The following is a 20913-nucleotide window of genomic DNA, read 5'->3' on the forward strand; positions in this document are numbered from 1 at the left end:
ATGGGCATCGTCAATGCGACGCCCGACTCGTTCAGCGACGGCGGCCGGTATCTCGATCCCGGCGCGGCGATCGCCCACGCCGAGCGGCTCGTGGCCGAGGGTGCCGCGATCATCGACGTCGGCGGCGAGTCCACTCGGCCCGGTGCCGAGCGCGTCGCCGTCGACGAGGAGCAGCGCCGCGTGCTGCCCGTCGTCTCCGGGCTCGCGGCCCGCGGCATCCGGGTGAGCATCGACACGATGAACGCGTCGACCGCCGTCGCGGCCGTGGATGCCGGGGCCCGGCTCGTCAACGACGTTTCGGGCGGGCTGGCGGATCCCGAGCTCCTCGCGGCCGTCGCCGGCACGGACGCCGAGATCGTGCTCGGCCACTGGCGGGGGCCCTCCGCGGCGATGTACGCCCGCGCCGAGTACACCGACGTCGCGGGCGATGTCGCGCGCGAGCTCGCCGAGCGGATCCACGCGGCGGAGCGGGCGGGCATCGCGGCATCCCGCATCGTCGTGGATCCCGGCATCGGGTTCGGCAAGACCCCGGAGCAGAGCTGGGAGACCCTGCGCGGGCTCGACCGGGTGGTCGCGAGCGGACACCGGGTGCTCGTGGGCACCTCGCGCAAGCGATTCCTGACGCTCGCGCTCGGCGACGACCCCTCGGTGGAGCGGCGCGACGCCGCCACCGCGGTCACGAGCGTCCTCGCGGCCCGGGCCGGCGCGTGGGCGGTGCGCGTGCACGATGTCATCTCCACCCGCGACGCGCTCGCCGTCGCGGACGCCTGGGAGGGCGAATGAGCGACACCATCACCCTCACGGGGCTCCGGGTCTTCGGCCGCCACGGGGTCTACGACCACGAGCGCGCCGACGGGCAGGACTTCGTCATCGACGCGATCTTCGAGCTCGACACCCGGCCCGCGGCATCCTCGGACGACGTCGTCGACACCATCCACTACGGCGAGGCCGCGCAGCAGATCGCCGAGATCGTCGCGGGCGAGCCGGTCGCCCTGCTGGAGACGCTCGCCGACCGGATCGCGCGGGCCCTGCTGGCCGACGATCGGCTGGATGCCGTGACCGTCGTCGTGCACAAGCCCCAGGCGCCCATCCCCCTCAGCTTCGCCGACGTGTCGGTGTCGATCCGGCGCGAGAGGGGCGCCCGATGAGCCGGGGCCTCGCGCATCCCTTCGGCGCGCCCGAGACCGCCCCACCGCGCGCACCCGTCGTCGCGGTCGTCGCCCTGGGAAGCAACCTGGGCGATCGGCATGAGACGCTCGAGGACGCCGTACGGGAGATCGCCCGGCTGCCGCTCGTCGACGACGTGCGGGTGGCGGACCCGATCGAGTCCGTCGCCGTGCGGGTCGGGGGCCCCGACGAGCAGGCGCCGGCGTACCTGAACTCCGTCGCGCTCGTCACGACGCGCCTGGCGCCGAGCGTGCTGCTGCAGATGCTCCACGGCATCGAGGCCGCGCACGGCCGGGAGCGACGGGTGCGCTGGGGTGATCGCACCCTCGATCTCGACCTCATCGCGTACGGCGACGTCGTCTCCGAGGATGCGGGACTCCGTCTGCCCCACCCCCGCGCGGCCGAGCGGGACTTCGTGCTGGCTCCGTGGCTCACCGTCGATCCCGACGCCGTGCTGCCCGGCCGCGGTCCCGTCCGCGACCTCCTGGCGGCGCTGCGCGAGCCCGACGCCCCGCGGGGATCGGCGTGAGGCGCACGAGTCCGCTTCTGCTGGCCGTCGCCGCCGTGCTCGGCGCGGGGTGCGGGTTCCTCGTCGACCAGGCGCTGACCGCCGCGGGGCGCCCGACCTTCACGCCGGCGACGATGCTGCCCATCCTGCTCGTCCTGCTGGGGGTCATCCTGATCCTGCTCGCGCTGCCGATCAGGCGGGCGATCCGATCCCGCGCCGTGCCCGCAGAGGCGGTGCAGGGCGCGCCGCCGCAGCCGGTCGACCCCTTCCGCGCGCTGCGGGTGGTCATCCTCGCCAAGGCGTCGAGCATCGTCGGGGCCGTCGTGGGGGGCGCCGGTGTCGGCCTGCTGGCCTTCCTGCTCTCTCGTCCGGTGCCTCCGCCGTTAGGCTCGACGGGAGCCGTCGTCGCGACGGTGGTCGCGGCCGCGATCCTCGTCGCCGCGGCCCTCGTCGCCGAGAACATGTGCATCATCCGGAAGGACGACGATGACGAACCCCCCGCCCCCGAGCTCGGGACCGGACACACCCACGACTGGTGAGACGGGTCGGGCGGATGCCGCGGCATCCGACCCGAACGAGGACGATGTCCTCGCGCGGGGCACGTTCACGCATCTCGCGGAACCGCGCGGCGCGGCGCGCCTCGCCCCCGACGACGGATCGTGGCACCAGATCTCGCCGAAGTACGTCTGGGTGCAGGTCATCTCCACGGGGGCGTTCCTCGCCGGCGTGGTGGTCGGAATGCTCGTGCTCGCGCTCGCACTGCACCAGACGTGGGCGTTCATCCCCGGCGGCATCCTGTCGGTGATCCTCGTGTGGACGCTCGCGATCACCCCGCGGCAGGCCCGGTCGATCGGGTACCGGCTGCGCCGCGACGACCTCGTCTTCCGGCGAGGCATCCTGTGGCAACGGCTCGTGGCCGTGCCGTACGGGCGGATGCAGCTGGTCGACATCACGCACGGTCCGCTCGATCGCGGCTTCGGGATCGCCCAGCTGAAGTTCGTGACCGCCGCGGCCGCCACGGGAGTGACGATCCCGGGCCTTGCGCAGGAGACCGCCGAGCACCTGCGCGATGTGCTGATCGAGGTGGCGGAGTCGCGGCGGACCGGGCTGTGACCGGCCCGCAGCCGGACGGCGAGTCCGGCGTACGCCCCCCGGCACCGGACCACGCCGTGCCGGAGGAGGTGGATGCCGCCGCCCGACGCGCCCAGGAGATGCTCTCCCGGGAGAGCCGCAGCGATCTGAGCGACGGGCAGTGGCACCGGCTGCACCCCCTGACGCCCCTCTTCCGCGGGGGCCTCTTCCTCGTCGTGGTGATCGGCATCGTCCTGGCGAACATGCGCGACCGGCTGGTGGCGATCTTCCTGCCCTGGCTGATCCCCGACCTGCCGGCCGGCGTCTCCTCGGGCGATCCCGTCGACTGGGTGATCGAGGAGGGCCTGCTGGCCCTCGCGACGATCGTGGTGCTGGCGGCGCTCGTCGTCATCGTGGGCGGTTTCTACCTCTCGTGGCGGTTCCACACCTTCCGCATCACCGACGACGACGTCGAGGTGCGCCAGGGCATCCTCTTCCGATCCCAGCGCCGCGCGCCGCTGGATCGGGTGCAGGGGGTGAACCTCACGCGCCCCCTCGTCGCGCGGCTGGCGGGGCTCGCGAAGCTCGAGGTCGTCGGCGCCGGAACCGACGCGAACGTCAAGCTCGAATACCTCACGACCGCGAACGCGGAGCGCGTGCGCGCGGACATCCTCCGTCTCGCCTCGGGGCGGCGGCTGGCCGAGCGCGTGGAGGAGGCGCGCTCGCCGTCGCGCGCCTCGGCGGTGTCGGCCGCCGTCTCGGAGGGCATCACGGGGCTGATCGCGGGTGCGGAGGGCCCCGACGAGGAGCCCGACAGCGTCGTGCACATCCCGACCGGCCGGCTCGTCGCCTCGCAGGTGCTGGGCGGCGGCACTCTCTGGCTGCTGCTGCTGATCATCGCGATGATCGTCGGCGGTGTCGTCGGCTCGCCGTGGGTGCTCATCGGCATCGTCCCGGCGGTGCTGGGTATCGGCGCCTACGGGGTCTCGCAGATCGTCAAGAGCCTGCGGTACTCGATCGCGCCCACTCGAGACGGACTGCGCGTGACCTTCGGGCTCTTCACGACCGTGACGGAGATCATCCCGCCCGGACGCGTGCACGCGGTCGAGGTGCGGCAGTCGATCTTCTGGCGGCCGTTCGGCTGGTGGACGATCAAGATCAACCGGCTGACGGGCAAGAGCCTCTCCGACACGTCGACCGATCAGTTCACGACGGTCCTCCCGGTGGGGCTGCGCGGCGACGTCGAGCGGGTTCTGCGGCTTCTGCTCCCCGACGTCCCCGAGGGGGAGTGGGGCGTCGCCTTCGAGCACGGGGTCCTCGGCCCCCGCGACGCGGATCCCTTCGTCAACACGCCTCCGCGCGGCTGGTGGGTGCGACCCCTGTCCTGGCGGCGCAACGGATACCTCCTCACCCCCGACGCCCTCCTCGTGCGCAGGGGGTGGATCTGGCGCTCCCTCGCGCTCTATCCCTTCGCGCGCCTGCAGAGCGTCGCGCTGCACCAGGGGCCGCTCGATCGTGCGGCGAGGCTCGCGACGCTGCGCCCCCACACCGTCGCGGGGCCCGTCTACGGGAACCTCGCCGCCGTCGACCGGGAGAGGGCCGACGCGCTCTTCGCGCAGGTCGCGGAGCGCGCCTGCGAAGCCTCCCGCGCCGACCGCAGCCACCGATGGGCCGTCGCGGCTCCGGCCGTGGCGACGCCCGCAGAGCCCCGGACCGCTCGCGCCGACGTGCCGGGCCGCGCCGACGAGGGCGATGGCCGGGTCGGGGACGGATCGTGATGCGCAGCGGCCGCCTCGGTGTCGGCGTCATCGGCGCCGGGCGCGTGGGGCCCGTGGTGGCCGCGGCCCTCGGCGCCGCGGGTCACGCCCTGACCGGCATCACGGCGGGGTCCGACCCCGACCGCACCGAGGCGATCCTGCCCGGCGTGCCGGTGCTGGATGCCGCGGAGGTCGTGCGGCGCAGCGAGCTCGTCGTGCTGGCCGTCCCGGGATCGGAGATCCCCGCCCTCGTCGAGGGCCTCGCCGCGGTCGGCGCCTGGCAGCCCGGCCAGCTCGTGCTGCACACGCACGCCGCGTTCGGCACGGACGTGCTGCGGCCGGCGGCCGAGAAGGGGGCCATCCCCCTCGCCGTCCACCCCGCGATCACCTTCACCGGCACGAGCATCGACCTCCGCCAGCTCAACGGCGGGTACGCGGCGGTCACGGCACCGGCTCCCGTGCTGCCGATCGCGCAGGCGCTCGCGGTCGAGCTGGGATGCGAGCCGGTCGTCATCGCCGAAGGCGACCGCGCCGCATACGGCGAGGCGATCGCGACGGCCACGGAGTTCTCCCGCGAGATCGTCCGGCAGTCGACCGCGCTGCTGGCGGGGGTCGGCGTCGAGAGCCCCGGGATGTTCCTGTCGGCGCTCGTGCGATCCAGCGTCGATCATGCCCTCAGCGCGGCCTTCGACGCCCCCTGGAGCGACCCGGGGCCGACCTCCCCGGGCGATAGCATCCAAGGATGATCCGCACCATCGAGGGGCTGCGCACCCGACTGGCGGAAGCCAGAGCCGCAGCCCGCCCGACCGCGGCATCCGCCCTTTCCCCGGCGGAGCCGACGGTCGCCCTCATCTCCACCATCGGCGCGCTGCACGAGGGGCACGAAGACCTCATCCGGCTCGCCCGCGACCGGGCGGACATCGTCGTGGTGTCGGTGTTCGTGAATCCTCTGCGCTTCGCCACCACCGCCGAGTTCGAGGCGTATCCGCGCACACCCGAGGCGGATGCCGCGCTGCTGGCCGGTCTCGGGGTCGACATCGTCTTCGCGCCCGACCCCGCGGAGCTGCTTCCCCGCGGCGCCGAGACGACGCGCGTCACCGCCGGAGATCTGGGCCTGCGGTACGAGGGACGCTCGCGACCCCGCTATTTCGACGCTCTCCTGACGGTCGAGGCGAAGCTGATGCAGCTCGTGCGGCCCGACATCGCGGTGTACGGGCGGCGCGACCGGCAGCGGGTGTTCCTCGTGGAGCGGATGGTGTCGGATCTGTTCTTCGGCGTCGAGGTGCTGAGCGTCGACACCGTGCGCGGGGAGGACGGCCTGCCCGTCTCGACGCGGGTGGGCATGCTCGAGCCGCGGGAGCTCGCCGCGGCGACGCGGCTTCCCCGCGCACTCGAGGCTGCGGCATCCAACGCCGATCGCGGAGTCGATGCGTGCATCGCCGCGGCGCAGTCCTCGCTGATGGGCGAGGAGCGCATCCGCCTCGACTACCTCGTCGTCGTCGACCCGCGAACGTTCCTGCCGGTGGACGAGGGTCATCGCGGACCCGCGGTCGCGCTCATCGCCGCCACGGTCGCGGGGCACCGCTTCATCGACAACACCGAGATCTACATCGGCTGACGACGGGGCGAAAACGGGCCGCCGGTAGACTGGCCCCGACTTTTCGCAAGGAGCCCCCCGTCATGACCGATCGTTCCGACGTGCCCGCCGACACCACCGCCGAGGACGACGTCTTCGAGCAGAAGGCGGTGCGCCTGGCCAAGCGGGAGCGCCTCATCGAGGAGCGGGCGGATGCCGCGGGCGGCGCCTACCCCGTGGCCCTTCCGATCACGACGACCATCCCGGCGCTGCGCGCGGAGTACGGCGAGCTCGAGGCGGACACCCGCACGGGCGTGCGGGCGGGTGTCGCCGGACGCATCGTCTTCAGCCGCAACACCGGCAAGCTCTGCTTCGCGAGCCTGCAGTCGGGTGATGGCAGCCGCATCCAGGCGATGGTCTCGCTCGCCGAGGTGGGCGAGGAGTCGCTGCAGCGGTGGAAGGATCTGGTCGACCTGGGCGACCATGTCTTCGTGTCGGGAGAGGTGATCTCGAGCCGCCGCGGCGAGCTGTCGATCATGGTCTCGGACTGGCGGATCGCGGCGAAGGCGCTGCTGCCGCTGCCGAATCTGCACTCCGAGCTGAGCGAGGAGAGCCGGGTGCGCAGCCGGTACCTCGACCTGATCGTGCGCGATCAGGCCCGGCAGACGGTGCTCTCCCGCGCCGAGGTCAACGCATCCCTGCGGCGCACGTTCTCGTCGCACGGATTCGTCGAGGTCGAGACGCCGATGCTGCAGGTGCAGCACGGCGGCGCGAGCGCCCGGCCCTTCGTCACGCGCTCGAACGCCTTCGACACCGAGCTCTACCTGCGCATCGCCCCGGAGCTCTTCCTCAAGCGCGCCGTCGTCGGCGGCCTCGAGCGGGTGTTCGAGATCAACCGCAACTTCCGCAACGAGGGCGCCGATTCCACGCACAGCCCCGAGTTCGCGATGCTCGAGGCGTACCAGGCCTACAGCGACTACAACGGCATCGCCGACCTCACGCAGGAGCTCATCCAGGATGCCGCCCGCGCCGTCGCGGGATCGACGACCGTCACGTGGGCCGACGGCACCGAGTTCGACCTCGGCGGCGACTGGGACCGCATCTCGATGTACCCGTCGCTCTCCGCGGCCGCGGGGCGAGAGATCACCCCCGCGACCTCGATCGACGAGCTCCGCGCGCTCGCGGCGGAGGCGGGCATCGAGGAGCCCCCCCACGCCACGCACGGCAAGCTCGTCGAGGAGCTGTGGGAGCACTTCGTCAAGACGGGCCTCGAGCGCCCCACGTTCGTCATGGACTTCCCCGTCGACACCAGCCCGCTCGTGCGCGAGCACCGCACCGAGCCGGGCGTCGTGGAGAAATGGGACCTCTACGTGCGCGGGTTCGAGCTGGCCACCGGCTACTCCGAGCTCGTCGACCCCGTCATCCAGCGGGAGCGGTTCGTGGAACAGGCGAAGCTGGCGGCGCGGGGCGATGTCGAGGCCATGCGCATCGACGAGGAGTTCCTCCGCGCGCTCGAGCACGGCATGCCGCCCTCGGGAGGCATGGGGATGGGCATCGACCGGCTGCTCATGGCGATCACCGGCCTCGGCATCCGCGAGACGATCCTCTTCCCGCTCGTCAAGTAGCGCGCGCAACGCGGCTCACGGCCGCTCGAACGCCCACTCGGGCAGCACGGCGTTCTGAACCAGCGTGAGCACGATCGTCGCCATGCCGTGCTCGGGCTCGATGCGCAGGGCCTCGGTCGCGAACCAGGCGGCCTGCGTGGACCGGCCGAGCGCCCAGCAGAGCCACGCCGCCGCCGACATCGGACCGGGGCGGCGAGCCCGCGGCGCGGTGGCGGCGACGCGGCGCATCAGCTCGAGCGCGGTCGTCAGCCGCGCCGGCTCGGGCCGAGGACCCCGCCCGAGCAGAGCATCGGCGCAGTCCTCCGCAAGGTCCTCGCCCGCGTGCCAGGCCAGCTGATCGGCGAGGGTGGCGTCGCCGGTCTCCACGTCGCCGCACATCTGCGTGAGGAACACATCGCGGAAGACGGGCCGCTCGATGCACCACAGCAGGGTCGCGGCGTCGAAGGGGTCGAGCGAGGCCGGCGCCCACGTCAGCGACCGCTCGAAGAAGGCCGGGAGGTCGTCCAGGGCGCCGACGATCGCGAGGGCCCGGGGATCGATGCCGGCGAGATCGCCCCGGCCGTGCCCGACGCCGGAGCCCAGGGCCGCCGCGGCATCCTGCAGCGCAGCGTGCGCGCGGGCGACGCGCTCCTTCTCGGCCAGGTCGACGGCCGGCAGGGACGCCCCGTCGGACTGCGTCGTCCCGGAGGCCGGCAGGGCGAAGGGCACGTCGGCTTCCCGTCGCCGGATGCGGTCGAGGTCCCATCCGCCGGGCGGGGTCTCGGCGTCGAGGTAGGAACCCCATGCGTCGGCCGCGACGCACAGGGCGTCGACGAGTCGGAGCCCGCACGCGTGCGCCTTCGCCTCGATCGCGTCGACGGCGTCGCGACAGGGCAGGTCGTCCGGGCCCGCGCGGAGCGGGTCGTCGGTGTAGACGACGACGGCGACCCCGTCGACGCTGTCGACCTTGCACGCGAGCCCCACGGCGGTCGCCGCGGCGCTGTCCACGCTCAGCGGATCGCGGAAGGCCGCCAGATCGAGGCGGATGACGCCCGCCGTGCGTGTGCCGCGGAAGAGCACCAGCGCGACGCTGTCGACAGGCCGGTAGCCGGCCAGAGCGGGGACGAGGGCGAGGAAGTCGGCGGCGTCGGCGGCCTTGAACACGGTCTGCATCGCGCCAGCCTGGCGGGGGCCGGGGCCGCGGCATCCGCCCATGAGCCCGTTCGGCGGAGAGCCCTTCTTCCGGCGGGCTGGGGAGGAGCCCCGGGCGACGCGGCGGGTACGATGGGCGGATGGACGAATGGATGCCGGTCGTGTGGGCGCTGCTGCCGACGACCGTCGTCGCCGCCGTGTTCTGGTTCGTCCTGCGGGGCATCCTGCGCATGGACCGCACCGAGCGCCGCGTGTACGCGCGCATCGAGGCGGAGGAGCGGCGCAAGCGCGGGCTTCCGCCCGTCGCCGACGACGCCGCCGCGCCGCGCTGAGCCGCGACGGGCCGCACCGATACGCTGAGGACGAATCAGCGTAGGGAGATCCGTGCTCGTCCTCGACATCGACATCACATGGCCGGTGCTTGTCCTGCTGCTGTTCGACCTCACGATCCGCGTGTGGGCGATCATCGTCATCCCGCGCAATCGCCGCCCCACCTCCGCGACCGCGTGGCTGCTCGCGATCTACTTCATCCCCGTCGTGGGGCTGCTGCTGTTCTTCCTGATCGGCAACCCGAAGCTGCCGCGGCATCGCCGCAAGCAGCAGGAGCAGATCAACGCCTACATCCGGGAGCGCACCGAGGATCTCGACTTCGGCACGCTGCGCCCCAACGCTCCGGCGTGGTTCACCTCGCTCGTCGGCATGAACCGCCACCTCGGCGCGATGCCGCTCGCCGGCGACAACGCCGCGCAGCTGATCTCGGGCTACCAGGAGAGTCTCGACGCGATGGCGGAGGCCATCCGGGGCGCGCGCGAGCACGTGCACGTGGAGTTCTACATCCTGCAGACCGACGCGGCGACCGACGACTTCTTCCGCGCCATGGAGGAGGCCACCGCGCGGGGGGTGACGGTGCGGGTGCTTCTGGACCACTGGGCCAACCGGGGCAAGCCGCATTACCGGCGCACGCTCAAGCGCCTCGACGCGATGGGCGCCGCCTGGAGGCTCATGCTCCCGGTGCAGCCCCTGAAGGGAAAGTGGCAGCGGCCCGACCTGCGTAATCACCGCAAGCTGCTCGTCGTCGACGGGCGCGTGGCGTTCATGGGCTCGCAGAACGTGACGGATTCGACCTACAACCTGAAGAAGAACATCCGGCGGGGGCTGCACTGGGTCGACCTCATGGTGCGGCTGGAGGGGCCGATCGTCCCGAGCGTCAACGCGGTGTTCCTCTCCGACTGGTTCAGCGAGACGAACGAGGCGCTCACGGCGGAGTTCGACCTCGACGACCTTCGCGGCGGGCCCGGCGATCTCGACTGCCAGGTGGTTCCGTCGGGCCCGGGATTCGATGTGGAGAACAATCTCAAGCTCTTCCTCGGCCTGCTCTACGCCGCCAAGCGCAAGGTCATCATCGTCAGCCCCTACTTCGTGCCCGACGAGGCGCTCCTGCTTGCCATCACCTCGGCCTGCTACCGAGGCATCGAGGTGCAGTTGTTCGTCTCGGAGGAGGGCGATCAGGCGATCGTGTACCACGCGCAGCGCAGCTACTACGAGGCGCTGCTCGAGGCGGGCGTGAAGATCTGGATGTACCGGAAGCCCTACATCCTCCACTCGAAGAGCCTCACCGTCGACGACGAGATCGCCGTCATCGGGTCGAGCAACATGGACATGCGCTCCTTCGGGCTCAACATGGAGATCTCGCTGCTCGTGCGCGGGGCGGAGTTCGTCGATCAGATGCGCGAGGTCGAGGATCAGTACCGCTCGCTCTCCCGAGAGCTCACCCTGGACGAGTGGCGTCAGCAGCCCCTCCGGTCGACGGTCCTCGACAATCTCGCGCGTCTGACGTCGGCCCTGCAGTAGCCTCCCGGATCGTTATCGGGCCGACACCTCCGCGCGGCCGAGATGCGTGAGGATGGGACGTGTCCGTGCGGGGATGCCGCGGCATCCCCGCGTCGAAGGGGTTCTCATGAGCGTGCGTCTATCCTCGCTGCCGGTCCTCGCTGCCGCCGCGCTGGTGGTGCTCTCCGGGTGCGCATCCACCCCCACGACCGAGCCCACCGCGCTCGCTCCCACCGAAGACGTCGTCGAGATCGAGGCGGATGCCGCGTGGCTCGACGGCGGCCGCATGATCGGCCTCGTCACGTGGGGCAGCTCCTCGTGCGTGCCGACGGTCGAGGACACCGCGATGCTCGACAACGGCACCCTCGTGGTGTCTCTGCTCGAGCCCGAGGAGGGCACCGCGTGCACGCGCGACCTGGCGCCGCGGGTGACGCTCGTGGACGTGCCCGAGGCGGTCGACCCGACACGTGACCTCGAGATCGAGGTCACGGGCTCCGGGATCATGGGCGATGCCGAGCTCGATGGCGTCGCGGGACTCGCGTCGGGCGGCGAGACCGACTATCTCCCGAGCGCGGGCTGGGTCGACGAAGACGGCATGTTCGTCGTGCTGACCTGGGGCTCCTCCGGCTGCCCGCCCGTGCTTCAGGATGCCGTGGCCACCGGCCCCGCAGAGGTGACCGTGACCTTCGAGAACCCGCCCGCCGATCAGGTGTGCACCGCCGATATGGCACCGCGCTCGACCCTCGTGACCGTTGACGGCGTCGAGAAGGACGCCGGCGCCGTCGCGATCCTCACGGGGTCCTCGGAGTTCGCGGCCGTGCGCGTCGACATCATCGGCGGCGATTGACACCGCGCGCGGCCTGCATCAATGGGGACGCAGGCCGCGCGCGGTGGCTCTATCCGGGGGTTCCGGGCGGCGTGCGCGGTGCCGTGTGCCCGCGGCATCCGCCCCATCGCCGTTCGCTCGCCACCTATGGCGGGTCGGGATGCCGCACACGCGCAATATGGGGCGAGCGAGACGGGATCGGGGGAACCAATCGGGGCGCGGCGCCGGGCAGGAGAGCGGCCGTCACGCCCACGGCGAACACGGGCACGCGGCATCCGAGGGCTGGTTACCCTCGATGTATCGCCCAGGAGTGGGCGTCAACGGCCGATGCCGAGGAGTGACATGTTCGAGAGATTCACCGACCGTGCCCGTCGAGTGGTGGTGCTCGCCCAAGAAGAGGCGAAGATGCTCAACCACAACTACATCGGCACCGAGCACATCCTGCTCGGGCTGATCCACGAGGGCGAGGGGGTCGCCGCCAAGGCGCTCGAGTCCCTCGGCATCTCGCTCGATGCCGTCCGCGAGCAGGTGCAGGACATCATCGGCCAGGGGCAGCAGCAGCCGACGGGCCACATCCCCTTCACGCCGCGCGCCAAGAAGGTGCTCGAGCTGTCGCTGCGCGAAGCCCTGCAGCTCGGCCACAACTACATCGGCACCGAGCACATCCTCCTGGGGCTCATCCGCGAGGGCGAGGGCGTCGCCGCTCAGGTGCTCGTCAAGCTCGGCGCAGACCTCAACAAGGTGCGCCAGCAGGTGATCCAGCTCCTGTCGGGCTACCAGGGCAAGGAGCCCGCCGCCGTCTCGGGCGCAGCGCACGAGAGCCAGCAGGCCGCGCAGGGCGGTTCGGCCGTGCTCGACCAGTTCGGCCGGAACCTCACGCAGGCCGCCCGCGACAACAAGCTCGACCCCGTCATCGGGCGCGAGAAGGAGATCGAGCGGGTCATGCAGATCCTCTCGCGTCGATCCAAGAACAACCCCGTGCTGATCGGCGAGCCCGGCGTCGGCAAGACCGCCGTCGTCGAGGGCCTCGCGCAGGCCATCGTCAAGGGCGATGTGCCGGAGACGCTCAAGGACAAGCAGGTCTACTCGCTCGACCTGGGCTCGCTCATCGCCGGCTCCCGCTACCGCGGTGACTTCGAGGAGCGCCTGAAGAAGGTCACGAAGGAGATCCGCACGCGCGGCGACATCATCGTCTTCATCGACGAGATCCACACGCTCGTGGGTGCGGGTGCCGCCGAGGGTGCTATCGACGCCGCATCCATCCTGAAGCCGCTCCTCGCCCGCGGAGAGCTGCAGACGATCGGCGCGACCACACTCGACGAGTACCGCAAGCACTTCGAGAAGGACGCCGCGCTCGAGCGCCGCTTCCAGCCGATCCAGGTCGCCGAGCCGTCGCTGCCCCACGCGATCAACATCCTCAAGGGCCTGCGCGACCGGTACGAGGCGCACCACAAGGTGCAGATCACGGATGGCGCGATCGTCGCGGCGGCGAACCTCGCCGACCGCTACATCAGCGACCGCTTCCTGCCCGACAAGGCGATCGACCTGATCGACGAGGCCGGCGCCCGCCTGCGCCTGTCGATCCTGTCCTCGCCCCCCGAGCTGCGCGAGTTCGACGAGAAGATCGCGAAGGTGCGCGAGCAGAAGGAGCTCGCCTCCGAGGAACAGGACTTCGAGAAGGCCGCATCGCTGCGCGACGAGGAGAAGTCGCTGCTCGCCGAGCGCCTCCGCCTGGAGAAGCAGTGGCGCTCGGGCGACGTCGCCTCCCACGCGGTGGTCGACGAGGGCCTGATCGCCGAGGTGCTGGCACAGGCCACCGGCATCCCCGTCTTCAAGCTGACGGAGGAGGAGACCAGCCGTCTCGTCTTCATGGAGAAGGCGCTGCACCAGCGCGTCATCGGCCAGGAGGAGGCGATCGCCGCCCTGTCGAAGACGATCCGACGCCAGCGCGCCGGCCTGAAGGACCCCAAGCGTCCCTCGGGCTCGTTCATCTTCGCCGGACCCACGGGTGTCGGAAAGACGGAGATGGCGAAGGCGCTCGCCGAGTTCCTCTTCGACGACGAGGGCGCCCTGATCTCGCTCGACATGTCGGAGTTCGGGGAGAAGCACACCGTCTCGCGCCTGTTCGGCGCCCCTCCCGGCTTCGTCGGGTTCGAGGAGGGCGGCCAGCTCACCGAGAAGGTGCGCCGCAAGCCGTTCTCGGTCGTGCTGTTCGACGAGATCGAGAAGGCCCACCCCGACATCTTCAACTCGCTGCTGCAGATCCTCGAAGAGGGTCGCCTGACCGATGGTCAGGGGCGCGTCGTCGACTTCAAGAACACGGTCATCATCATGACGACCAACCTCGGTTCGTCGGCGATCGCGGGCGGTCCCGTCGGCTTCCAGGTCGAGGGCGACTCGCAGACCAGCTACGACCGGATGAAGGGCAAGGTCGACGAGGAGCTCAAGCGCCACTTCAAGCCCGAGTTCCTCAACCGACTCGACGACATCATCGTCTTCCCGCAGCTGACGAAGGCCGAGCTGGTGCAGATCGTCGACCTGTTCACGAAGCGTCTCGCCGAGCGCCTGCTCGACCGCGACATGACGATCGAGCTGTCGACCTCGGCCAAGGAGCGGCTCATCGAGATCGGATTCGACCCCGCGCTCGGTGCGCGTCCCCTGCGCCGCGCGATGCAGCACGAGGTCGAGGACCGTCTCAGCGAGAAGATCCTGCACGGCGAGCTGAACGCCGGCGACCACGTGAAGGTGGATGCCGAGGGCGGCCAGTTCACGTTCGAGGTCGCGCCGCGCGGAGACAAGGTCGCCGTCGGTGTCGGAGCCGCGGGGGAGATCGCCGCGACGCCGGACATCGCCGCCGCCGACTGACGGCTCGCGGAGCCCGGTGCGGGCATCACGACCGAAGAGGGGGTCGCCGTCATCGGCGGCCCCCTCTTTCGTCGTGTCGGACCTCTCGCGGGGGAGGCGGACAACACTCCGGCACGATGCGGCGTCGACGGCCGTAATGCGCGCGGCGCCGCGCGTCGCGCGCCGTTGGTCCGGAATGTTGTCGCGCGGCCCGGGGTCACGGCGGGCCTACGCTGGAGCGATGGCAGAGTTCACCGTGCGAGCCGCGCGCACCGGCGATGTGACCGGCATCCGCGACATGCTCGAGCCGTTCGTGCAGCGCCGCATCCTGCTCGGCAAGGACCTCGTCGTGCTCTACGAATCCGTTCAGCAGTTCGTCGTCGCCGAGGACGCCGAGGGCCGCCTCATCGGCTGCGGCGCGCTGCACGTCATGTGGGAGGACCTCGGCGAGGTGCGCACCCTCATCGTCGTGGACGAGTGGCTGCACCACGGCGTCGGCCGCGAGATCGTCGATCGCCTCGAGCAGGATGCGCGTGAACTCGGGCTCCGTCGCCTCTTCTGCCTGACCTTCGAGGTCGACTTCTTCTCGCGGCGGGGGTTCCACGAGATCGGCGAGCAGGTCGTGCCGCCTGACGTGTACTCGCAGCTGCTGCGCAGCCCCGACGAGGGCGTGGCGGAGTTCCTCGACCTCGCGCACGTCAAGCCCAACACCCTCGGCAACACCCGCATGCTCAAGTCGCTCGACTGAGCGGATGCCGCGGCCATCGACCGGCCCGCACCGGGCGCGCCGACCCGGGCGCCGCGCGCCGCCGACGTAACCTGAGGGCATGACCGGTCAGTCGCCCCGCTCCCGACGGCATTCGCCCGCCGTGTACCGGCGTCGGCGTCTCGCGCTGATCCTGGGGATCGTGCTGATCGCGGCGCTCGTGTGGCTGTTGATCGCGCAGCCGTGGCGCCGAGCGGCTGACGCCGAGCCCGCAGCGAACCCGTCGCCGTCGCCGTCCGTGACCTCGCCGGCCCCGACACCGACGGCGACGGAGCCGACCGAGACGGGAAACCCGGGAGACGCACTGCCCGAGGAGACCGCCGACGCGCCGCTCGAGGCGGTCGCCTGCGCGACCGGAGCCGTGTCTGTCGAACCGCTGACGGACAAGGAGAGCTACGCCGCGGGGGAGAGCCCGCAGATCTCCATCCGCCTGACGAACACGAGCGCGAGCCCGTGCACGATCAACGTCGGCACGACGCAGCAGGTGTACACGGTCACGAGCGGCGGCGACACGTGGTGGCGCTCCACCGACTGCCAGAGCGAACCGAGCGACATGGTGGTGACGCTCGATGCCGGGCAGGTCGTCGAGTCGGCGACGCCCGTGACGTGGGACCGCACCCGCTCCTCGGTCGACACGTGCGACGGCGATCGTCCGCAGGCGCCGGGCGGCGGTGCTTCCTACCACGTGCAGGTCTCGATCGGCGGCATCACGGCGGCCTCGACGAAGCAGATCTTCCTCTACTGAGGGCGAAGGTGCTGCGCGCCCGCGAGCCCGCGTGCCGGCGCGGAATCCGGCCGGTCCGCTGGCCCGGCTACGCTGGAGGGATGGCCGGCTCACGCAAGAACAAGGGCGACGCCGCGGCGCAGTTCCGCTCGGAGGCCCTCGCCCGGGCGCTAGAGAAGCAGGACATGGCCGCGGTCGCCTTGGCGTTGCGCAACGGCAACACCGTCGTGCCGCTCATGAAGCCGGCCGCACGGGACAATCCGCTCGACACGGGCGAGGTGTGGACCTTCCGTGACCCCCAGACGGGTCAGGTGGCGCTGCTGCTGTTCAGCGACGCGCTCAACAAACCGGCCAACCTGCCGCCCGCGGTGGGGCTGCAGTCCCCCGGATGGCTTCTGGCGTTCCTGCGCAGCCACCGCGAGACGATCACCACCGTCTTCCTCGACATCGCCGGTCCTCACCCGATGCAGGCGTCGCCCGACGATCTCATCGCGGCCCTCGCCGACTGACGAGCGCATCGGCACAGGTGCGCCCCTCGATCGCCTCAGGCCGGTGGGCGGGTGGGGATGACGCGGGCGTTCGCGAGCGCGAGGGCGACGTCGCCGGCGGATGCGTCCAGCAGCGACCGGTAGCCGAGCCGCGTGGCCTCGGATCGGCGCTGCACCCCGTGCGAGACGGGACGGATCTCGCCCGACAGGCTCAACTCCCCGAAGGCCGCCGAGCGCGGTGCGAGGGCGCGGTCGCTCGCGGCGCTCGCGATCGCGAGCGCGATGGCGAGGTCGGCGGCGGGCTCGGTGAGGCGGACCCCGCCGACGGTGGACACGTAGACGTCGCGCTGGGCCAGCCCGAGCCCCGCGCGACGCTCGAGCACGGCCAGGATCATCGCCACGCGGGAGGACTCGACGCCGTTGACGACACGACGCGGGTTGGGGGTGGACGACGGGATGACGAGGGCCTGCACCTCGACCGGGAGGGCCCGCCGGCCCTCGACCGCGATCGTGACGCACGTGCCGCTGACCGGGTCGCCCTTGCCGAGGAAGAGCCCCGACGGGTCGGGCACCTCGGCGATGCCGTCGCCCGTCATCTCGAAGCAGCCGACCTCGTCGGTGGGACCGAACCGGTTCTTCAGCGCGCGCACGAAGCGCAGCGCCGTCTGCCGGTCGCCCTCGAAGTGGCACACGACGTCGACGAGGTGTTCCAGCAACCGGGGCCCGGCGATCGAGCCGTCCTTCGTGACGTGGCCCACGATGATGACGGGCAGCCCGCGCTCCTTCGCGATGCGGATGAGCGTCGCGGCGACCTCGCGCACCTGGCTCGGGTGGCCCGCGAGACCCTCGCTGAGCGAGGACGACACGGTCTGCACGGAGTCGACGATGAGCAGCCCCGGGCGGACCGCGTCGACCTGGCCGATGAGTGTGGCGAGGTCGGTCTCGCTGGCGAGGTAGAGCTCGTCGTGGAGGGCGCCCGTGCGCTCGGCGCGCAGCCGCACCTGCGCGGTGGACTCCTCGGCGCTGACGTAGAGCACACGGTGGCCGTCGCGGGCGGAGCGGGCGGCGACCTCGAGGAGGAGGGTGGACTTGCCGACACCGGGCTCACCGGAGAGGAGGATCGCCGCGCCCGGGACGATGCCGCCGCCGAGCACGCGGTCGAACTCGCCGACGCCGCTCGGCCGCCGCGGGGACTCGGCACTCGTGAGCTCGGTGATGGGCCGCGCCTCCCGGCCCGCCCCGGGCGGCGCCGGCGAGAAACCCCGGAGCACCCCCGTCTGCTGTGCGGCCTCGACGACCGTGCCCCACTGCTGGCACTCGGCGCAGCGCCCCGCCCACTTGGCGCTCGTCCACCCGCATTCGGTGCAGCGGTAGGCGGCGGGGGCGGGACGACGGGTGGCCATGTCTCGAGGGTAGGCGGGACCCCCGACATCCCCCCGTCGCCGCACCGGCGCCGGGCGGGCGGACCGGGTCAGCCGAGTGACTGGAACATCTGAGCGCGCTCGTCGAGCCGCCGATGCAGCTCGGCCTGCGCCTCGGCGAGGAGCGCGGGCTCCAGCGGGGGATTCGCCACCCGCGTGCGGCCGTGGTGCGCCGCGATGTACGCGTCGAGCTCGGGTCCCGACGTCCAGGAGGTCACGAGGGCGTAGCGGGGCGAGTCGCCCGTGTGCCAGACGGCGTGGAAGTAGCGCTCGGTGTCGACGATGACGCGGCATCCGGCGGCCAACGGGATGCGCACCTCTCCCGAGGGGTCGCGCTGGTCCTCGCGGAGGACGAGCACCGAACCCGGGTCGTCGGTGAGGTTCAGGAAGCCCCGCACGACCCATCCCGTGCCGTCGGGGTTGAGGCGGTTGTTGTCGTCGCGGTGGAGGTTGTACAGGGCGTCGGCGTACGTATTGGGCTGCAGCTCGACGACGCGGCACCGCCCGACGTTCGCACCGGGCTCCCGGGCCAGCCCGACGAGCCCCGGAGCGAGCGCCGCCTGCGCGTCCACCCACACCCCGTCCTTGTCGGTGCGGGGCGGCGTGCGGTTCCAGAAGCCGTTGCAGTCCACCGAGCCGTCGTAGCTGGCCAGCGGAGCGAACCGCGTGACGCCCGAGGACCGCCAGCCGATGTACTCGAGGGAGCTCCACTGCGCGGCATCGACGGGATCGAACGGGTCGAGGACGACGTATCCGGTCTCGGCGATGGCGGGAGAGGTCAGGTGCGGCACGGCTCAGCTCCGGAGGGAGTCGGCGACCCGCCGCAGGGCGTCGGCGGAGGCGTGGAGCAGCTCGAGCTCCCGCGGGGCGAACGAGGTCTCGCGGATCGGGACCGCGCCGGCGGCGCTCACGACCGAGGGCACGGAGAGCGCGACGCCGTCGACGCCGTGGAAGTCGCTCAGCACCGTGGAGACCGGGAGCACGGCGCGCTCGTCGCGGAGCACCGCCTCGACGATGCGGGCGGTCGAGAGGCCGATCGCGTAGTTGGTGGCACCCTTCCCCCGGATGACCTTCTCGGCGGCGCCCCGCACGTCCAGCGCGATCTGGTCGAGCTCCGCCGCGGTCATCCGCGGGGTGCCGCCCGACTCCCAGTCCAGGATCGGCACGGTCCCGATGGTGGCCTTGGACCAGAGCGGGAACTCGGTGTCGCCGTGCTCGCCGACGATGTACGCATGGACGCTCCCGGTGCCCACCCCCGCGCGCTCCGCGAGCTTCCAGCGCAGGCGCGACGTATCGAGCACCGTGCCCGAGGCGAAGATGCGCTCGGGCGGCAGCCCCGTCGACTCCTGGGCGAGCACCGTGAGCACGTCGCACGGGTTCGTGACGATGACGTAGACCGCGTCCGGGGCGACCTCCAGCAGCTGCGGCATCATGCGCTCGAGGATCGAGGCGTTCGTGCCGGCGAGCTCGATGCGCGACTGCCCCGGCTTCTGCTTCGCGCCGGCCGTGATGACGACGACGTGCGACCCCTCGACGACGGACAGGTCGCTGCCGCCGATGATGTCGCTCGCGCCCGTGAACTGCGTGCCGTGCGCGAGGTCGAGGACCTCGGCCTCGGCCTTCTCCGTCGCGATGTCGTAGAGCGCCACGTGCCGCGCCGATCCGCGGATGAGGGCCGCATACGCCGCGCTGGCCCCCACGCTGCCGGCGCCGACGATGGTGAGCTTCGAGTTCTCGATGACGGCCATGCGTTCAGTCTGACAGGAGGCCGCGCGAGAGGGGAGTCAGTGGGCCGTGGACTCCGGCTGCGGCACCCGGGCCGGGTTCCTGATGCCGACCCACGACACCAGCCCGCCCACGAGCATCAGCACGGCCGTCACGATCGCGGCGCGGTGGAACCCGTCCAGGTCGAGTCGTCCGCCCACGATGAGGCCGATCGTCGCGACGACGAGGAGCCCGGCCACGCGCGAGACGGCGTTGTTGACGGCGGACGCGATGCCCGAGCGCTCCGTCTCGATCGCGCCGAGGATCGCCGAGGTCAGCGGCGAGACCGTCACCGCCAGGCCCAGCCCGAACACGAGCATGCTCGGCAGCACCTGCCACCAGTAGGAGAACTCGGGTGAGACCGTGAGCAGCAGCAGGGATGCCGCGGCCATGAGCAGCGGTCCCGCCGTCATGAACAGGCGGGGCCCGTGGCGGCCGGCGAGCGTGCCGAAGCGGGCGCTCAGCAGGATCATCATGAGCGTGATCGGCAGGCTCGCGAGGCCCGCGAGGGTCGCGGTGAGCCCGGCGCCCTGCTGCAGGTAGACGGCCACGACGAAGCCGTTGAGGGCGAGGGCGCCGTAGACGAAGGCCGTTGCGATGTTGCCGGTCCAGAAGTTGCGGGCCCGGAAGAGATCGAGCGGCAGGATCGGCGCGCGGGTCGTGCGCTGGCGCACGAGGAACAGCCCGAACATGAGCAGCCCCGCCGCCAGGGGGCCCCAGATCACCGGAGAGCCCCAGCCGAGGTTCGGCTGCTCGATGAGCGCGAACACGGCGGCGCCGAGGCCCAGCGTGCACAGCGCCGCGCCGATCCAGTCGATCCGCGCGTCGGGGCGACGCTGCTCGCGCTCGCCGAGGCGGCGCAGCAGCCAGAGCGTCACCGCGATCGGCACGACGTTGATGAGGAACGCCAGTCGCCAGGAGAGCAGGTCGACGAACAGTCCGCCGATCAGCGGGCCGACGACCATCGCGCCGGTCGTGAGGGAGGTCCAGATCCCGATCGCGCGGCCCTGCGCGGCATCCCGGAACGTCGAGGTGATGAGGGCCAGCGAGCTCGGCACGAGGAAGGCGCCCGCCGCCCCCTGTGCGGCGCGGGCGATGACGAGCACGAGGGGGTCGGGGGCGGCGGCGATCGCGACGGAGGCGATGCCGAAGCCGATGAGCCCGATGCGCAGCACGAGGATGCGGCCGAAGGCGTCGCTCACCGATCCCGCGAGCAGGATCAGCGCGCCGAGGGTGATGAGGTACGCGTCCACCGTCCACTGCTGGGTGACGAGCCCGCCGCCGAGCTCGCGGTCGATCGCGGGCAGGGCGACGTTGACGATCGTGCCGTCGAGGAACGCGACGAAAGAGGCGAGCACGGCGATCGCGAGCACGAGGCGCTGCCGACGCGGGAGGGGTTCGGCCACGCGCCCAAC

General features: G+C 71.8%; 21 protein-coding genes. 16 read left to right on the forward strand and 5 right to left on the reverse strand.

What is annotated here, in order from left to right; translation table 11 throughout:
- The 9 genes from folP (at position 1) to lysS (ending at position 7704) form a co-directional block, all read left to right on the forward strand.
- On the forward strand, positions 1-783 hold the full coding sequence (gene folP, locus ACIGCK_RS00945) for a dihydropteroate synthase (RefSeq protein ID WP_396663966.1): 783 nt from the start codon (positions 1-3) through the stop codon (positions 781-783).
- A complete protein-coding gene (gene folB / locus ACIGCK_RS00950) occupies positions 780-1148 on the forward strand; it encodes a dihydroneopterin aldolase (protein ID WP_396663077.1) in 369 nt (122 codons plus the stop codon). The genes folP and folB overlap by 4 nt, the downstream gene beginning before the upstream one ends.
- Positions 1145-1696 carry a 2-amino-4-hydroxy-6-hydroxymethyldihydropteridine diphosphokinase gene (gene folK, locus ACIGCK_RS00955; RefSeq protein WP_396663079.1) on the forward strand — a complete coding sequence of 184 codons (552 nt, stop codon included), beginning with the start codon at positions 1145-1147 and terminating at the stop codon, positions 1694-1696. Before folB ends, folK begins: the two co-directional genes overlap by 4 nt.
- Positions 1693-2214, forward strand: a complete 522-nt coding sequence (locus tag ACIGCK_RS00960; RefSeq protein WP_396663081.1) for a DUF3180 family protein — start codon at positions 1693-1695, stop codon at positions 2212-2214. Before folK ends, ACIGCK_RS00960 begins: the two co-directional genes overlap by 4 nt.
- Positions 2162-2788 carry a PH domain-containing protein gene (locus ACIGCK_RS00965; protein ID WP_396663083.1) on the forward strand — a complete coding sequence of 209 codons (627 nt, stop codon included), beginning with the start codon at positions 2162-2164 and terminating at the stop codon, positions 2786-2788. The genes ACIGCK_RS00960 and ACIGCK_RS00965 overlap by 53 nt, the downstream gene beginning before the upstream one ends.
- On the forward strand, positions 2785-4524 hold the full coding sequence (locus ACIGCK_RS00970; protein WP_396663085.1) for a PH domain-containing protein: 1740 nt from the start codon (positions 2785-2787) through the stop codon (positions 4522-4524). Before ACIGCK_RS00965 ends, ACIGCK_RS00970 begins: the two co-directional genes overlap by 4 nt.
- Complete coding sequence (locus ACIGCK_RS00975) at positions 4524-5249, forward strand: DUF2520 domain-containing protein (protein ID WP_396663968.1); 726 nt, start codon at positions 4524-4526, stop codon at positions 5247-5249. The genes ACIGCK_RS00970 and ACIGCK_RS00975 overlap by 1 nt, the downstream gene beginning before the upstream one ends.
- Positions 5246-6121 carry a pantoate--beta-alanine ligase gene (gene panC / locus ACIGCK_RS00980; protein WP_396663087.1) on the forward strand — a complete coding sequence of 292 codons (876 nt, stop codon included), beginning with the start codon at positions 5246-5248 and terminating at the stop codon, positions 6119-6121. The genes ACIGCK_RS00975 and panC overlap by 4 nt, the downstream gene beginning before the upstream one ends.
- 62 nt (positions 6122-6183) lie before the next feature.
- Positions 6184-7704, forward strand: a complete 1521-nt coding sequence (gene lysS, locus ACIGCK_RS00985) for a lysine--tRNA ligase (RefSeq protein WP_396663089.1) — start codon at positions 6184-6186, stop codon at positions 7702-7704.
- A gap of 15 nt (positions 7705-7719) precedes the next feature.
- On the opposite strand, the gene ACIGCK_RS00990 is transcribed toward lysS, so the two are convergent.
- Positions 7720-8856: a DUF4192 family protein gene (locus tag ACIGCK_RS00990; protein ID WP_396663091.1), complete on the reverse strand. Its 1137-nt coding sequence runs from the start codon at positions 8854-8856 to the stop codon at positions 7720-7722.
- Positions 8857-8975: 119 nt separating this feature from the next.
- Here ACIGCK_RS00990 and ACIGCK_RS00995 point away from each other — a divergent pair, with 119 nt between their 5' ends.
- The 7 genes from ACIGCK_RS00995 to ACIGCK_RS01025 all read left to right on the forward strand — a co-directional run bounded on the left by ACIGCK_RS00995 (position 8976) and on the right by ACIGCK_RS01025 (position 16334).
- The gene (locus ACIGCK_RS00995) at positions 8976-9167 is read left to right on the forward strand and encodes a hypothetical protein (protein ID WP_396663092.1); all 192 of its coding nucleotides are present in this window, start codon (positions 8976-8978) and stop codon (positions 9165-9167) included.
- 52 nt (positions 9168-9219) lie between these two features.
- Positions 9220-10686 carry a cardiolipin synthase gene (gene cls / locus ACIGCK_RS01000; RefSeq protein ID WP_396663094.1) on the forward strand — a complete coding sequence of 489 codons (1467 nt, stop codon included), beginning with the start codon at positions 9220-9222 and terminating at the stop codon, positions 10684-10686.
- 106 nt (positions 10687-10792) lie between these two features.
- A complete protein-coding gene (locus tag ACIGCK_RS01005; RefSeq protein ID WP_396663096.1) occupies positions 10793-11512 on the forward strand; it encodes a hypothetical protein in 720 nt (239 codons plus the stop codon).
- 321 nt (positions 11513-11833) lie between these two features.
- Positions 11834-14356, forward strand: a complete 2523-nt coding sequence (locus ACIGCK_RS01010; protein WP_396663098.1) for an ATP-dependent Clp protease ATP-binding subunit — start codon at positions 11834-11836, stop codon at positions 14354-14356.
- Between the two features lie 220 nt (positions 14357-14576).
- Entirely contained in the window at positions 14577-15083 is a 507-nt protein-coding gene (locus ACIGCK_RS01015; RefSeq protein ID WP_330170980.1) for an amino-acid N-acetyltransferase, read from the forward strand.
- Positions 15084-15162: 79 nt separating this feature from the next.
- Positions 15163-15846: a hypothetical protein gene (locus tag ACIGCK_RS01020; RefSeq protein WP_396663099.1), complete on the forward strand. Its 684-nt coding sequence runs from the start codon at positions 15163-15165 to the stop codon at positions 15844-15846.
- 80 nt (positions 15847-15926) lie between these two features.
- A complete protein-coding gene (locus tag ACIGCK_RS01025; RefSeq protein WP_396663100.1) occupies positions 15927-16334 on the forward strand; it encodes a dehydrogenase in 408 nt (135 codons plus the stop codon).
- 35 nt (positions 16335-16369) lie between these two features.
- Here ACIGCK_RS01025 and radA read toward each other — a convergent pair whose 3' ends face one another.
- The 4 genes from radA to ACIGCK_RS01045 all read right to left on the reverse strand — a co-directional run bounded on the left by radA (position 16370) and on the right by ACIGCK_RS01045 (position 20904).
- Positions 16370-17716, reverse strand: coding sequence for a DNA repair protein RadA (gene radA, locus ACIGCK_RS01030; RefSeq protein ID WP_396663101.1), 1347 nt, complete (start codon positions 17714-17716; stop codon positions 16370-16372).
- 68 nt (positions 17717-17784) lie between these two features.
- Positions 17785-18525 (reverse strand): hypothetical protein, encoded by a 741-nt coding sequence (locus ACIGCK_RS01035; RefSeq protein ID WP_396663102.1) that lies wholly within the window; start codon positions 18523-18525, stop codon positions 17785-17787.
- Between the two features lie 3 nt (positions 18526-18528).
- The gene (locus tag ACIGCK_RS01040; protein ID WP_396663103.1) at positions 18529-19482 is read right to left on the reverse strand and encodes an L-lactate dehydrogenase; all 954 of its coding nucleotides are present in this window, start codon (positions 19480-19482) and stop codon (positions 18529-18531) included.
- A gap of 36 nt (positions 19483-19518) precedes the next feature.
- Positions 19519-20904: an MFS transporter gene (locus tag ACIGCK_RS01045; protein WP_396663105.1), complete on the reverse strand. Its 1386-nt coding sequence runs from the start codon at positions 20902-20904 to the stop codon at positions 19519-19521.
- Between the last annotated feature and the right edge of the window lie 9 nt (positions 20905-20913).

This window comes from Microbacterium sp. NPDC078428, from assembly GCF_044542535.1.
In the GTDB taxonomy this organism is placed as follows: domain Bacteria; phylum Actinomycetota; class Actinomycetes; order Actinomycetales; family Microbacteriaceae; genus Microbacterium; species Microbacterium limosum.